The organism is Nitrobacter vulgaris (assembly GCF_002028545.1).
GTDB lineage: Bacteria > Pseudomonadota > Alphaproteobacteria > Rhizobiales > Xanthobacteraceae > Nitrobacter > Nitrobacter vulgaris.
Genome location: NZ_MWPQ01000040.1, coordinates 120382 through 133679, shown reverse-complemented (window position 1 = coordinate 133679; position 13298 = coordinate 120382). Strand labels below are relative to the sequence as shown.

The window sequence follows — 13298 nt, the reverse complement described above, 5'->3', positions numbered from 1 at the left end:
AGAAAACACGTCAGATCAAAATTATGGAGCCGCGCTTCTGATCTTGCCAGAAGCGGAAAGGCTCTAGAAGATCACAACGCTGCGGATCGACTCGCCTTTGCGCATCAGGTCGAACGCTCTGTTGATGTCGTCGAGCGGCATGACGTGCGTGATCATCGGGTCGATCTGGATTTTGCCCTGCATGTACCAGTCGACGATCTTCGGCACATCGGTTCGGCCGCGTGCGCCGCCAAACGCCGTGCCTTTCCATACGCGACCCGTGACGAGCTGGAACGGCCGCGTCGCAATTTCCGCGCCGGCGGGTGCGACGCCGATGACGATCGACTGTCCCCAACCACGATGGCAGGCTTCCAGTGCCTGGCGCATCACCTTCACGTTGCCGGTGCAGTCGAAGGTATAATCCGCGCCGCCGATCTGATCAGCACCGGACTTCGTCATATCGATCAGGTGAGGGACAAGATCCTTTCCGACGTCAGTCGGGTTGACGAAATGCGTCATGCCAAAGCGTTCGCCCCACGCTTTACGGTCGTCGTTGATGTCCACGCCGATAATCATGTCGGCTCCGGCGAGCCGTAACCCTTGTAGAACGTTCAGGCCGATACCGCCGAGGCCGAACACGATCGCCTTGGCTCCGGGTTCGACCTTCGCGGTGTTAATGACCGCGCCTACTCCGGTCGTGACGCCGCAGCCTATGTAACAGACCTTGTCGAAAGGGGCGTCTTCGCGGATCTTGGCAACCGCAATCTCCGGCAGCACCGTGTAATTGGCGAAGGTCGAAGTGCCCATGTAGTGATGGATCGGCTTGCCGTCCAAAGAGAAGCGCGACGTGCCGTCCGGCATCAGTCCCTGGCCCTGGGTAGCGCGAATTGCCGTGCAGAGATTGGTCTTGCGCGACAGGCATGACGGACATTGCCGGCATTCTGGCGTGTAGAGCGGAATAACGTGATCGCCTTTCTTCACCGAGGTCACACCCTTGCCGACATCGACGACAATGCCAGCGCCCTCATGACCGAGGATCGCCGGAAACAATCCTTCCGGATCCGCGCCGGACAAGGTGAACTCGTCGGTGTGGCAGACGCCGGTCGCCTTGATCTCGACCATGACCTCTCCGTCACGCGGGCCATCGAGTTCCACCGTCGTGACTTCAAGTGGCTTGCTGGCGGCAATAGCAACTGCGGCGCGAACGTGCATGGTGACTTCTCTTCGGCAGGCGTTCTGCAATTACAAAGCATCCCACAGGAATGCGTATTACAGCCCAGGATAAGGTCGTGTCTTCAAGGCCGCAATGACGGGCGGCTGACGGGCACGAAATGTCTCAGCAACAAAAAGAAGGGACGCCACTACGGCGTCCCTTCCTGCGTGTTCTCGATTGAATACAGCTCGCGTTACTTCGGCTGCTCGACAATCCGGAAATATGGCTTCGGCGACTTCCATCCCTTTGGGAACTTCTTGCGGGCCTCTTCCTCCGGAACCGCGGCCGAAAAGAACACATCGTCGCCTTGCTTCCAGTCCGACGGCGTCGAGACGCCGTGTTTGGCGGTGAGCTGCAAGGAGTCGATGACGCGCAGCACCTCCTGCCAGTTGCGGCCGGTGCTCATCGGATAAATGAGGACAATCTTGACCTGCTTGTCGGGACCGATCACGAAAATGTTGCGCACGGTCTGATTATCGACAGGCGTCCGCTTGTTGACGTCGCCGGACGTGCTGGCCGGCAACATGCCGTAGAGCTTGGCGACCTTGAAATCGACATCCGCAATCAGCGGATAGTTCGGCGCGACACCCTGCGTCTCCTCGATGTCCTTGGACCAAAGGTGATGCTTGTCGGTTGGGTCGACGCTGATGCCGATTAGCTTGACGCCCCGCTTGTCGAACTCCGGCTTGAGCCGGGCGACGGCGCCGAGTTCGGTGGTGCAGACCGGCGTGAAGTCCTTGGGGTGTGAGAAAAACAACCCCCAGCTATCGCCGAGCCACTTGTGAAAGCTGATGTTGCCTTCAGTACTCTCGGCTTCAAAATCAGGGGCGGTCGAACCAATCGATAAAGTCATAAGTTCACGTCCTCGTGTCACAGTTAAACGGGGGTGGCGGGACTATAAGCTCGGGCCAGACGAAACGGAACCGGTAATGAAAAAGGGCAATATCTTTTCTCCTGGCGAGCGTTGCGGAGCATCTTCCTGTCGACGACTGGCAGGTACAGCGAATTAAAGCCTACGAGATTGTGATCGCAGATGTCCCGATGTTGCCCCATCCGCCCCGGAAGGTGTTGCCATCGTCTTGAACCGGGGTCGCCATGGGGGCGACAACCTCATTGACCATCAAACGCGAGACATGGCGACAGATTGTTCGAATTTTAACGAACGATTCATGCCCTCATGAAATTGCTGATCTGATCCAGAAAAGAGAACCATTCCCATGCTTTCCGACCTGTCCGCCGTCGTCGCCCCTATCGATATTTTTGCCATTGCGAGTCGGAAGGACGTGGTGGCAGCGCTTGCTAAGGTCCGTAACGGGGTCATCACCGGGGAGGGGCCGACCGCCGGAGGCCGCGTTCATTTCTCCAGAATGCTTGATTCCACTGATACGTCTTGGTGTGTGCACCTTTTGACGGCTGCTGCCGTAGACAACCAGCCGGTAAGCCGGGAAGAGGCTGAAGCGCTATTTGAAATCAATGATGCTGCCACCGAGCGAAGCGATGACGGACGGTTCGACGATCTGTTCGCCAAAGCCATCGTCCACCACGCGGCGTCCGCATCAGGGCTTCCGGTGCCGGCGCGCCGCATCGCTTTGGCTCCGGATACCGATATCGAAAGCTGGGCGCCGACCCGGGCAGTGGGCGTCAACATTGAAGTGCTGGAATGGATTGCGAACCAGATGCGTGGCAAACGCCGCAGCAATCGTCAGTTGATGGCACTGGTCGCCAGCCTGATCGGCGCGGCAACCTTGCCGCTGGCGCACCTTCCAAACGTTCTCGACCTCGGCATGTAAGGGACGCGGAATTTACTAAATCGACGAACGGCGGGCTTCTTGCCCGCCTTTTTGTTGAGCGCTCCGGATCGAGCAGTCACAACTGAAGCGGATAGCGAGGTCATAGGCAGTCAGCGGAAAGGTGACATATCGAGGCTCCTCGATGTTCGCTCCCGCTGAAAAGTCTTTGCTGCTGTTTGATTTTTCTGTACGAGGAAACATGACAGCGTCGTAGGCGGGATCGCGTACGCCGTGCTGAAGATTGGACCGCGCCCGAAGGTTGCAGGTCGCCAGGCATGTTCAAACGAATTCTGATCGCCAATCGCGGCGAGATCGCCTGCCGGATCATCAGATCGGCCCGCCGGATGGGCATCGAAACCGTTGCCGTGTACTCGGAGGCGGATCGAGACGCGCTTCACGTCGTGATGGCCGACGAGGCCGTGCCGATCGGCGCCCCGCCGGCCGCCGAGACTTATCTCGTGATTGAGAAAATCGTGGAAGCCTGCCGCAAGAGCGGTGCGGAGGCCGTCCATCCCGGCTACGGGTTTCTGTCAGAGCGCGCGGAGTTTCCGCGAGCGCTTGCAGATGCCGGCGTCGTTTTCATTGGGCCCAATCCCGGCGCGATCGCCGCAATGGGTGACAAGATCGAATCCAAGAAGGCGGCGGCCAAGGCCGGGGTCTCGACGGTGCCGGGCTTCCTCGGCGTGATCGAGGACGACAGGCACGCGGTGAAGATCGCCGGCGAGATCGGCTATCCGGTGATAATCAAGGCGTCGGCGGGCGGCGGAGGCAAGGGCATGCGCATTGCGCATTCGAGCGCCCAGGTCGTCGAGGGTTTTAACCTGGCGAAGGCGGAGGCGAAGGCCTCGTTCGGCGACGACCGCGTCTTCATCGAGAAGTTTATCGTCGATCCCCGACATATCGAAATCCAGGTGCTCGGCGACAAGCATGGCAACGTGATCCATCTTGGCGAGCGCGAGTGCTCGATCCAGCGACGAAATCAGAAAGTCATCGAGGAGGCGCCGTCGCCGCTGCTCGACGAGATCACGCGGCGCAAGATGGGCGAGCAGGCCGTGGCGCTGGCCAAAGCTGTAAACTACGACTCGGCAGGCACGATCGAGTTTGTCGCCGGGCAGGACAAGAGCTTTTACTTCCTCGAGATGAACACACGGCTACAGGTCGAGCATCCGGTCACCGAACTGATTACCGGTATCGATCTGGTCGAGCAGATGATCCGTATTGCCGCAGGAGAAAAACTGCCAATAGCGCAGAAGGACGTGACGCTGACGGGATGGGCAATTGAGTCGCGCGTCTATGCCGAAGATCCCTTCCGCAATTTTCTTCCTTCAATCGGACGTCTCGTCAAATATCGGCCGCCGGCGGAAATCAGCCGAAACGATGTCACCGTGCGCAACGACACCGGCGTGTGCGAGGGCGGCGAGATTACAGTTCATTACGATCCGATGATCGCCAAGCTCGTGACTCATGGGCCGTCCCGCGTCGCCGCCATCGAGGCGCATGCCCATGCGCTGGATGCGTTCTACATCGACGGTATCCGACACAACATTCCGTTTTTGTCGACCTTGATGGGTCACGCGCGCTGGCGCGCCGGTAATCTCTCGACCGGGTTCATCGCGGAGGAGTTTCCGAAAGGCTTCACCGCGCGCGCGCCGGAAGGCGAGATCGCGCGCAGGCTTGCGGCGGTAGCGGCTGCGATCGATCACGTGCTCGGCGAGCGCAAGCGACAGATTTCCGGCCAGTTGAACGGCCGCCCGGTGGCGAGGGAAGGCGGCCGCGCCGTTTGGCTCGATCGCGATGAAATCCTGCTCGATGTCTCTCGTGACGGCGACGCCATAACGGTTTGCTTCGTGGACGCGGGTGAGGGTGCCGGCAAAGCGCATCGATTGCTCTCACGATGGGTGCCTGGCCAGCCGGTCTGGCAGGGCACGCTGGACGGGCATCCGATCGCAATACAGGTGAGGCCGATCACGAACGGATTTCGGCTTGCGCATCAGGGCTGCGAAGTCGCGATCAGTGTGTTTACCAAAACCGAGGCGGCAGCTGCGCGGCTTATGCCGGTGGTGTCGGCCGCTGATAACGGCAAAAAGCTGCTGTGTCCGATGCCGGGCCTCGTCGTCTCGATCGCCGTCACCGAAGGGCAGGAGGTCAAGGCCGGCGAGACACTGGCGATTATCGAGGCGATGAAGATGCAGAACGTGCTGCGCGCCGAGCAAGACGGAACGGTCAAGACGATTGCGGCCGTACCCGGAGCGACGCTGGCGGTGGATGCGCTCATCCTCGAATTCGCCTGAGGTTTCCCATGGCGTCTCCATGCACCGAAACTGCGTGCCGTGCTTCCGCCCGGCGGCGCCCGACCGGAGTTCTGGATGGATGAGGTAGTTCGCCAGGTCGTGATCCGCGGTCGCGTTCAGGGCGTTGGTTTCCGCTACTGGATGATGCGCGAAGCAATCCGCCTCGGTGTTGGTGGCTGGGTACGTAACCGGCGTGACGGCAGCGTCGAGGCTTTGTTCGCAGGGTCGGCCGAGGCTGTCGCAGAGATGACGGCGCGGTGCCAGAACGGGCCGGAATTTGCTCGGGTGGATGGGGTCGAAGACCAGGCTGTGACGGCGAACGCCGTGAAGATGATCCGGCCGGGCGAGCGCTTCTCACAACTTCCGACGGTGTAGGCAAAGATCCGCAACGAAAGGCCTAGCCTGTCCACAGGGCGGACCATGATCGCGCGGCCTTCGTCGCGTGACGGTCAGGCCGTTGTCTCCGTGAGACGCAGTTCCGAGGATCCGAATACTTCGCCGAAGGTGCGCTTCAGAGCGTCATCGACATCTGCCAGCCTGATACGCAGACCAAGGTCGGCGAGGCTCGTCACGCCGTAACGGGGGTCGGTGACACCGCAGGGCACGATGTCGGCAAAATGACTGAGATCGGGATCGACATTGAGCGAGATGCCGTGGAACGATACCCAGCGGCGGATCCGCACGCCGATCGCTGCAATCTTATCCTCGTGGCCCGGGCCTTTGTCCGGGCGCACCACCCAGACGCCGACCCGTTCCTCGCGCCTTTCTCCCTTGACGCCGAAGGCGTGGAGCGTGCGGATGATCCATTCCTCAAGGCGGGCTATGAAGTCCCGAACGTCCGGCCGGCGGCGCTTCAGATCCAGCATGACATAAGCGATGCGCTGGCCGGGGCCATGATAGGTGATCTGGCCGCCACGGCCGGTCGCGAATAGCGGAAAGCGGGTCTTCAGCAAATCGGCTTTGCGCCCACTGGTGCCAGACGTGTAAAGCGGCGGGTGCGCCAGCAGCCAGACCTGCTCCGTAGCCTCGCCCGAGGCAATCGCCGCGGCCCGCCTTTCCATGGCCTCTACAGCTTCCAGATAGGGCACGGGATGATCGGACTGTCGCCACTCCACAGGCTCGCTGGGCGAGGCGGCAAACAGCTTCAAATCGAGGGTTTGACGGTCATTAACCATTGGCTAACCCTAACGTGGTGGTCTGGAGATGGTAGCAATCCGCACGGTTGGTGAGTCTGCATTTCGTGGCGACGCTCGATAAAGTATCTGTCGATCTCATGGTGGTCCTGGGGACCACGTCCATGCCCGTTCATCAGGTCATGCGGCTCAGCCGTGGCGCCATTATCGAGCTTGATGCCACCGAGCAGGACGAGGTCAAGATCCTGGCCAATAACTTGCCGATCGCCAGCGGTGTTGTGATGGTCAACCGGAACCGCATCGCGGTTGAAGTCAAACAGATGCTGCCTCGCACGCCAGACCGCCGATAAAGCTACTCCGATCAAAATCATGGAGCCCCGCTTTTCATTCTGTCAGAAGCGGAGGGGCTCGAAATCTGACATCTGGATCAAAAGAACGCAGAAACGTCCTGATTTCCGGTGTTAATATCGCACGGGGATTGCCGCGCTTTCGGGCCTCGATCGGAGAAGGAACGTCTCGCTGGGCCTTGTCCCTCCACCATTGTTTTGTTAAATCGGCGCCATTGATGGGTCGGGCGCCAGCCTGAACCGACTTTTAAGCGCTCGTGGCGGAATTGGTAGACGCGCTGCCTTGAGGTGGCAGTGAAGAAATTCGTGAAGGTTCGAGTCCTTTCGAGCGCACCATCTGATAAGACGGATCGAATAACCGCCGCGGTGCCCCGATGCGCCTGCGGCGAGTCTTCCCTTTTTGATCCGCGAAGGCTTGCTCCTGCCGCCGAAAGGCATCCCGGGTCTCGGGGTCAACGGCATGTGAGGTTCTTTTAAGTTTCGGAGCCTGAGTGGCCGATTGGTATGTTCCCCGACTCGGGAAAACGTCTTCCTTTTTCAGTCAGAGACCAAGCGATGTGATTGGAAAAACCCGCGATGATCGACCGGGACTTGATCAAACCCAAAGCTTCCAGTTTATCCCGGATGACGATCGTGCTCCTGTCGCTAAGTTCGCAATAATCAGAAATGTGAAGTTTCTGCCGGTACCAGAATCCAATAAGCTCCCGCACGTAGGCTTCTGATGGGCTTTTGAGGAGATGGCCATAGAGCCCGGCAAAAAGGTCGCCCAATAAAATCGGGTGCGAGACCTTGTCCGGTGTCCCTTCTTCCGTTCGATAGATAAGCAATTCCACCGCAACTGGGTCGGCTAGCCCATCTGGAGTCGAACGAGGCGATGACTTGTCACTATCGAGATCGGCAAGCTTTTGACGCAGATCCGTATTCTCGATTCGCAGCTTTTCTAGCTCCTGGAGAAGCTTTGGATTGATGGCCTGATCACCACGTATCCAGCCAATACCAGGTTTCAAATTCACAGCCGTTGCGACGGCCATCACAACTTTCATGCAAAGGTCGTTTTCGTTGCTCCAGGATTCGACGATACGACCGGTCTTCAAACGAGCTTTGAAAGCATCCAGTCTTTCTTTTAGCGGTGCTTCTGATTCAGTGCCGCACGCAATGCCGCCCGGGTTTTCCGGAAGGAACGCAAGTATGGGAATGCCTTTTGATTGCGTATACTCAAATGCGTTTTCCGTGAAAGTCAGTTCATCGCCGGACAGCGAGCCGTAACGGCGGCCGACGATCATGATATAATAATCGCTGCGATCAATGATCCGCTTGATGTAGTCCAGTTGCTGTTGATCAGTTACTGGAAACGATTCCATGCCGGCGGGCATGTATCCTGCTTTTGCCAGCGTGTTGCTGACGGCCTGACGCTCGTCCTTCAAATCGGCGTCCGTCGAAGTAATGAAAATCTGAAAAACCCGATCCACTTGAACTTTTCCTCATCACCGGATTTGACCCTCGCTGCCGGCACCTGGATTCGTCAATCATCTGTCATGTGGCTGGGACAAGTGGAAGGCGTTTCGGGCACGTCGCGGCCAACCCGATGTGAGTCTTAATCTTTGTTTACCAGACCAGAGCATTCGCGCTCACGGTTGGCTGCTGCTTTTAATCGAATAAAACACCGGATTTTAACCGTTGCTGCTCGGCAGAGTGGCGGGATGATGCTCGAGTGCTAGAATTGCAGGATGATCCGGCTTGTCTCAGTCGCCACCGTGATATCCACCTACCAGAAACCGGCGGGCACGGTGGACCCGAATGACAACGCTCAAACCGATCTTTGGGCGAGCCGGCTGAATGTCCCCCGCGAGAGGCTGCTGGAAGCCATTTCGGAGGTGGGAACCTCGCTGGCCGCTGTGCGGCACCGCCTCGAAAAATAGAGGCTCTCCGCCGAAATTTCGCCTGCGCATCCACCATATATTGCCTGAACCTCGGAGCCGAGGCGCAACACCTTGGCCGCCCTGATTCGATGTGCTATCTGGCGGAAGCCGCTTCGATCACGTGCTATTGCTGTTCGCACCCGTGCACTACGGCTGCGCTCCCGAGGGTATTCTGCATGGACTCTTCCGCCAAAACCACCTCCGCCCCCGATCCTTTCTTTGCGGCCACCCTTGCCGAGGCCGATCCGGAGATCGCCGCCGCGATCAACGGCGAATTGGGCCGTCAGCGTCACGAGATCGAGCTGATCGCGTCGGAAAACATCGTCAGCCGCGCGGTTCTGGAGGCGCAGGGCTCGGTGATGACCAACAAGTACGCGGAAGGCTATCCGGGTGCGCGTTATTATGGCGGATGTGAATGGGTCGATGTCGCCGAAACGCTGGCGATCGAGCGCGCCAAAAAGCTGTTCGGCGCCCGGTTTGCCAACGTCCAGCCGAACTCGGGCAGCCAGATGAACCAGGCGGTCTTTCTGGCGCTCCTGCAGCCTGGCGATACTTTCATGGGGCTCGACCTCGCTGCCGGAGGCCACCTGACGCACGGCGCGCCGGTCAACATGTCCGGCAAGTGGTTCAAGGCCGCACACTACACCGTGAGGCGCGACGATCACCTGATCGATATGGACGAGGTGGCTCATCGCGCCGAGGAGGTCAAGCCGAAGCTGATCATCGCCGGCGGTTCGGCCTATTCGCGGCCGTGGGATTTCAAGCGCTTTCGCGAGATCGCCGACAGCGTCGGAGCGTATTTGATGGTGGATATGGCGCACTTCGCCGGCCTCGTCGCCGGTGGCGTGCACGCCTCACCGGTGCCGCACGCGCATGTGACAACCACCACCACCCACAAGTCGCTGCGCGGTCCGCGCGGCGGCCTAATCCTGTGCAATGATGAAGCGCTGGCCAAGAAGTTCAATTCGGCAATCTTCCCAGGCCTGCAGGGCGGCCCGCTGATGCATGTCATCGCCGCCAAGGCCGTGGCGTTCGGCGAGGCGTTGCGTCCGGACTTCAAGATCTACGCGAAAAACGTCGTCGAAAACGCTAAGGCGCTTGCCGAAAGCCTGCGTGGCCACGGCTTCGACATCGTTTCCGGAGGCACAGACAACCACCTGATGCTGGTGGACCTTCGGCCCAAGGGATTGAAGGGAAACATTTCGGAAAAGGCGCTCGTTCGCGCTGGGCTAACCTGCAATAAAAACGGCATTCCTTTCGATCCTGAAAAGCCATTCGTGACGTCGGGCCTGCGCCTCGGCACGCCGGCCACCACCACGCGCGGCTTCGGGGTGACCGAGTTCAAACAGGTCGGCGGCCTGATAGCGGAAGTACTCAAGGCCATCGCACAGTCGGAGGACGGCAAGGCGCCGCTGGTCGAGGCTGCCGTGAAGGAGAAGGTCAAGGCGCTGACGGATCGCTTTCCGATCTATCAGGACAGATGAACTTGCGTATGAATTTGGTGACGTTTCGAAGAGTCATCTTCTGAATTAATTTATGCGCTCATCTCCTTGAAAGTAATAAATTAATATGACAGTAAGAGCGCTCAGAAACCCGGCTTCGAAGAGCCGTTTTTCGGCGATGGTAAGGTGAGTTGAGAGATGCGCTGCCCGAGCTGCAACAGTTTGGATACGCAGGTCAAGGATTCCCGGCCGACCGAAGATTCGGCCGTTATCCGGCGCAGGCGGGTCTGTATGGCATGCAATTTCCGCTTCACAACCTTTGAGCGGGTGCAACTGCGCGAACTCACGGTTATCAAGCGCAACGGCCGGCGGGTGCCGTTCGACCGCGACAAGCTGGTGCGTTCGCTGCAAATCAGCTTGCGAAAGCGGCCGGTCGAACCCGAGCGGATCGAAACCATGGTCTCGGCCATCGTCCGCGAGCTCGAGAGTGGTGGTGAGGCAGAAATTTCGTCCGAAACCATCGGCGAGATCGTAATGGAACACCTGCGAAGCCTCGACGATGTGGCCTATGTGCGCTTTGCCTCGGTCTACCGCAATTTCCGCGAGGCCAAGGATTTCGAGACAGTACTGGGCGAACTTTCCAGCGAGGACGATGCGCGGCGGGTACCGCTGCGCAAATGATCTTCCGCATTCTGGAAGAGCAGAACGGCGCTAACCTCCGGACGGAGAAGGTCGCCGACTTGCATTTCATGCAACTAGCGCTTGCGCTGGGCCATCGCAGCTTGGGCGCGAGCGCACCTAACCCGGCCGTGGGCGCCGTTATCGTGAAAGACGGGGTGATTGTCGGTCGCGGCTGGACCCAGCCTGGAGGGCGCCCGCACGCGGAGGCCGAGGCGCTGCGGCGGGCGGGGGGCGCGGCACAAGGTGCGACCTTGTATGTCACGCTGGAGCCCTGTTCTCACGTTGGAAAAACGCCGCCATGCGCCGACGCCGTGATCGCAGCCGGCATTACGCGCGTTGTGTCCGCGATCGAGGATCCCACGCCCGAAGTCGCAGGGCAGGGCCATGCGCGGTTGCGGGCTGCTGGTATATCGGTGGATGTCGGACTTTGCGCGGTCGAGGCGGCTCACCATCATGCCGGGCATTTCCGGCGGGTCCGGGACAAACGCCCCCACATCATCCTTAAACTCGCGGTGTCCAGCGACGGAAAGATCGCTGCCGCCGGAGGCGTACCGGTCGCGATCACGGGCGAGGCAGCGAGGGCGCGGGCGCATCTGCTGCGGGCCCAATGCAGCGCGATTCTGGTTGGCATCGGCACCGTTCTGGCTGACGATCCTCTCCTGACCTGCCGGCTTCCCGGCATGGAAACGCGCTCGCCGCCGCGTGTGGTCCTGGATCACGCGCTGCGCATCCCGGAAAGCAGCCGCCTTGTTCAGTCCGCGCGCGAAACTCCGCTTTGGATCATGACCTCGGATTTTGCCGAAACGTCAAGGGCGATGAAACTCGGCGCGGCTGGCGCGCACGTGATGCGTGTTCCGGTCGCGGTTGGAACGCCCGGGCTCGATCTCGTGGCGATTCTCCGCGCCCTCTCTGAAAGAGGGGTCAACCGGCTGATGATCGAAGGCGGAGCGCGTGTTGCGGCATCGTTTGTCGCGGCAGCGTTGGTTGACGAAGCCTGGTTGCTACGCGGTCCCGATCCGATCGGCGACGACGGTGTGGCCGCCCTCGGGGCCTTGTCGCTGACCACCATTACCGGGTCACCGCAATTCAAAATGCGTGCGAGCGAAACGCTGGATCAGGACGCTCTCGCGATTTACGAGCGTATCTAAATGGAGTTACGCTAAAGCCGTCGCGCTGTCCTGGCGTCTGGCATCTACATCTTTCAGTCGCCGCGTGTGATGGTGGGGCATGACGAGCGAAGTGACGCCATTCTTTGAACCGAGCGGTTCTGCCATAACGCTCGGAAGTCCTGGATTCGGAAGGTTCTGATGTTTACCGGCATAGTGACCGACGTCGGCGAGATCGAAAGTGTGACGCACACGGCGCAGAACCGGCTGCACCGAGTTCGCATCCTCTGCCACTATGATCAAACCACCATCGCAGATGGCGCCTCGATCGCTTGCAACGGCACGTGTCTGACAGTCGTTCTCTCCGGCGTCGCGGGGGGGCGGACCTGGTTCGACGTCGATGTCGGGACGGAGACGCTCGACGTGACGACCGCAAAGCACTGGGCGGCGGGAACGCGGCTCAATCTCGAACGCGCGTTGAAGATCGGCGATGAGCTTGGTGGCCACATTGTCGCGGGTCATGTCGACGGAACCGCGACCATACTGACGCGCGATGACCAACACGGCATGGCGCGTTTTGAATTCTGCGCCAGCCCGAATTTAGCGCGTTTCATCGCGGCCAAGGGCTCGGTGACATTGGACGGCGTATCGCTAACGGTGAACAGCGTTCGGAAGGAGGCATTCTCGGTGCTCACTATTCCGCGCACGCTCGACCTTACCACGCTGGGCAACTGGCGCCCGGACAGCGAGGTCAATATCGAGGTCGACCTGATGGCGCGTTACGCCGCGCGCCTGAGCGAGATGAAGTGCGCTTCATCGACGGAAATATGATACGCGGGCTGCGGGCCTCTTTGACAGAAAGAATACCGGGCGAGCCCGGCACGGCTAACCGGAGCATGAATGGCAGAGGCAAGGCACGCACCGCTTAAGGATCAAACAAGCGTCTCGGGCGCGTATGTCTTGATCGTGGAAGCGCGGTTCTACGACGATATCCAGGATGCGTTGCTCGAAGGAGCGGTCGCCGAACTGCGATCTGCCGGCGTCCGTTATGATGTCGTCACCGTTCCGGGCGCTCTCGAGATTCCTGCAGCCATTGTCTTCGCGCTTGATGCGGCCGAGCGGAGCAGCGAGCCTTACGATGCTGTGGTCGCACTCGGGTGCGTCGTGCGGGGCGACACCATCCATTTCGAGATTGTCTCGATGGAATCTTCCCGCGCGCTGATGGATCTGTCGATGCAACGGCGGGTACCTCTCGGCAATGGCATCATCACGGTCAACACCGATGCGCAAGCGTGGGCGAGGGCGCGTGCAGGCGAATTGAACAAGGGCGGCCATGCGGCGCGGGCGGCGTTGACAATGCTGCGGATTAAACGCCGATTGGCGAAGGCGTAACGGAG

14 protein-coding genes and 1 tRNA gene are annotated in these 13298 nt (G+C 59.9%); 11 read left to right on the top strand and 4 right to left on the bottom strand.

What is annotated here, in order from left to right; genetic code table 11:
- Positions 1 to 63: 63 nt before the first annotated feature.
- Positions 64 to 1191, bottom strand: coding sequence for an S-(hydroxymethyl)glutathione dehydrogenase/class III alcohol dehydrogenase (locus tag B2M20_RS09870; protein ID WP_079446866.1), 1128 nt, complete (start codon positions 1189 to 1191; stop codon positions 64 to 66).
- 194 nt (positions 1192 to 1385) lie between these two features.
- Entirely contained in the window at positions 1386 to 2045 is a 660-nt protein-coding gene (locus B2M20_RS09865; RefSeq protein ID WP_079446865.1) for a peroxiredoxin, read from the bottom strand.
- Positions 2046 to 2409: 364 nt separating this feature from the next.
- Between B2M20_RS09865 and B2M20_RS09860 the strand changes: the two genes are divergently transcribed.
- The 3 genes from B2M20_RS09860 to B2M20_RS09850 all read left to right on the top strand — a co-directional run bounded on the left by B2M20_RS09860 (position 2410) and on the right by B2M20_RS09850 (position 5648).
- The gene (locus tag B2M20_RS09860; protein ID WP_079446864.1) at positions 2410 to 2982 is read left to right on the top strand and encodes a hypothetical protein; all 573 of its coding nucleotides are present in this window, start codon (positions 2410 to 2412) and stop codon (positions 2980 to 2982) included.
- Positions 2983 to 3257: 275 nt separating this feature from the next.
- Entirely contained in the window at positions 3258 to 5273 is a 2016-nt protein-coding gene (locus tag B2M20_RS09855) for an acetyl-CoA carboxylase biotin carboxylase subunit (RefSeq protein WP_079446863.1), read from the top strand.
- A gap of 75 nt (positions 5274 to 5348) precedes the next feature.
- The gene (locus B2M20_RS09850) at positions 5349 to 5648 is read left to right on the top strand and encodes an acylphosphatase (RefSeq protein WP_079447030.1); all 300 of its coding nucleotides are present in this window, start codon (positions 5349 to 5351) and stop codon (positions 5646 to 5648) included.
- Between the two features lie 74 nt (positions 5649 to 5722).
- On the opposite strand, the gene lipB is transcribed toward B2M20_RS09850, so the two are convergent.
- Positions 5723 to 6448 carry a lipoyl(octanoyl) transferase LipB gene (gene lipB, locus B2M20_RS09845; RefSeq protein WP_079446862.1) on the bottom strand — a complete coding sequence of 242 codons (726 nt, stop codon included), beginning with the start codon at positions 6446 to 6448 and terminating at the stop codon, positions 5723 to 5725.
- A 65-nt stretch (positions 6449 to 6513) separates the two neighbouring features.
- Here lipB and B2M20_RS09840 point away from each other — a divergent pair, with 65 nt between their 5' ends.
- Positions 6514 to 6756 (top strand): FliM/FliN family flagellar motor switch protein, encoded by a 243-nt coding sequence (locus tag B2M20_RS09840; protein ID WP_079446861.1) that lies wholly within the window; start codon positions 6514 to 6516, stop codon positions 6754 to 6756.
- 248 nt (positions 6757 to 7004) lie between these two features.
- A tRNA-Leu gene (locus tag B2M20_RS09835) sits at positions 7005 to 7089 on the top strand.
- Between the two features lie 137 nt (positions 7090 to 7226).
- Here B2M20_RS09835 and B2M20_RS09830 read toward each other — a convergent pair.
- Positions 7227 to 8222: a DUF4062 domain-containing protein gene (locus B2M20_RS09830; RefSeq protein WP_079446860.1), complete on the bottom strand. Its 996-nt coding sequence runs from the start codon at positions 8220 to 8222 to the stop codon at positions 7227 to 7229.
- A 258-nt stretch (positions 8223 to 8480) separates the two neighbouring features.
- On the opposite strand from B2M20_RS09830, the gene B2M20_RS09825 reads away from it, so the two are divergent.
- The 6 genes from B2M20_RS09825 (at position 8481) to ribH (ending at position 13293) form a co-directional block, all read left to right on the top strand.
- A complete protein-coding gene (locus B2M20_RS09825) occupies positions 8481 to 8672 on the top strand; it encodes a DUF3606 domain-containing protein (protein WP_079446859.1) in 192 nt (63 codons plus the stop codon).
- Between the two features lie 176 nt (positions 8673 to 8848).
- Positions 8849 to 10156, top strand: a complete 1308-nt coding sequence (gene glyA / locus B2M20_RS09820; RefSeq protein WP_079446858.1) for a serine hydroxymethyltransferase — start codon at positions 8849 to 8851, stop codon at positions 10154 to 10156.
- 156 nt (positions 10157 to 10312) lie between these two features.
- The gene (nrdR, locus tag B2M20_RS09815; protein WP_079446857.1) at positions 10313 to 10795 is read left to right on the top strand and encodes a transcriptional regulator NrdR; all 483 of its coding nucleotides are present in this window, start codon (positions 10313 to 10315) and stop codon (positions 10793 to 10795) included.
- Complete coding sequence (ribD, locus tag B2M20_RS09810) at positions 10792 to 11943, top strand: bifunctional diaminohydroxyphosphoribosylaminopyrimidine deaminase/5-amino-6-(5-phosphoribosylamino)uracil reductase RibD (RefSeq protein ID WP_079446856.1); 1152 nt, start codon at positions 10792 to 10794, stop codon at positions 11941 to 11943. Before nrdR ends, ribD begins: the two co-directional genes overlap by 4 nt.
- Positions 11944 to 12102: 159 nt before the next feature.
- Complete coding sequence (locus B2M20_RS09805) at positions 12103 to 12732, top strand: riboflavin synthase (RefSeq protein WP_079446855.1); 630 nt, start codon at positions 12103 to 12105, stop codon at positions 12730 to 12732.
- A 69-nt stretch (positions 12733 to 12801) separates the two neighbouring features.
- Complete coding sequence (gene ribH / locus B2M20_RS09800; RefSeq protein ID WP_079446854.1) at positions 12802 to 13293, top strand: 6,7-dimethyl-8-ribityllumazine synthase; 492 nt, start codon at positions 12802 to 12804, stop codon at positions 13291 to 13293.
- The last annotated feature ends 5 nt before the right edge of the window (positions 13294 to 13298 follow it).

Excerpts from the sequence above, each read along its gene's own strand:
- ribD (WP_079446856.1), top strand. The coding sequence starts at position 10,792 with ATGATCTTCCGCATTCTGGAAGAGCAGAACGGCGCTAACCTCCGGACG.
- B2M20_RS09865 (WP_079446865.1), bottom strand. The coding sequence starts at position 2,045 with ATGACTTTATCGATTGGTTCGACCGCCCCTGATTTTGAAGCCGAGAGT.
- B2M20_RS09805 (WP_079446855.1), top strand. The coding sequence starts at position 12,103 with ATGTTTACCGGCATAGTGACCGACGTCGGCGAGATCGAAAGTGTGACG.
- B2M20_RS09855 (WP_079446863.1), top strand. The coding sequence starts at position 3,258 with ATGTTCAAACGAATTCTGATCGCCAATCGCGGCGAGATCGCCTGCCGG.
- B2M20_RS09860 (WP_079446864.1), top strand. The coding sequence starts at position 2,410 with ATGCTTTCCGACCTGTCCGCCGTCGTCGCCCCTATCGATATTTTTGCC.
- B2M20_RS09870 (WP_079446866.1), bottom strand. The coding sequence starts at position 1,191 with ATGCACGTTCGCGCCGCAGTTGCTATTGCCGCCAGCAAGCCACTTGAA.
- glyA (WP_079446858.1), top strand. The coding sequence starts at position 8,849 with ATGGACTCTTCCGCCAAAACCACCTCCGCCCCCGATCCTTTCTTTGCG.
- lipB (WP_079446862.1), bottom strand. The coding sequence starts at position 6,448 with ATGGTTAATGACCGTCAAACCCTCGATTTGAAGCTGTTTGCCGCCTCG.
- nrdR (WP_079446857.1), top strand. The coding sequence starts at position 10,313 with ATGCGCTGCCCGAGCTGCAACAGTTTGGATACGCAGGTCAAGGATTCC.
- B2M20_RS09825 (WP_079446859.1), top strand. The coding sequence starts at position 8,481 with ATGATCCGGCTTGTCTCAGTCGCCACCGTGATATCCACCTACCAGAAA.
- B2M20_RS09850 (WP_079447030.1), top strand. The coding sequence starts at position 5,349 with ATGGATGAGGTAGTTCGCCAGGTCGTGATCCGCGGTCGCGTTCAGGGC.
- ribH (WP_079446854.1), top strand. The coding sequence starts at position 12,802 with ATGGCAGAGGCAAGGCACGCACCGCTTAAGGATCAAACAAGCGTCTCG.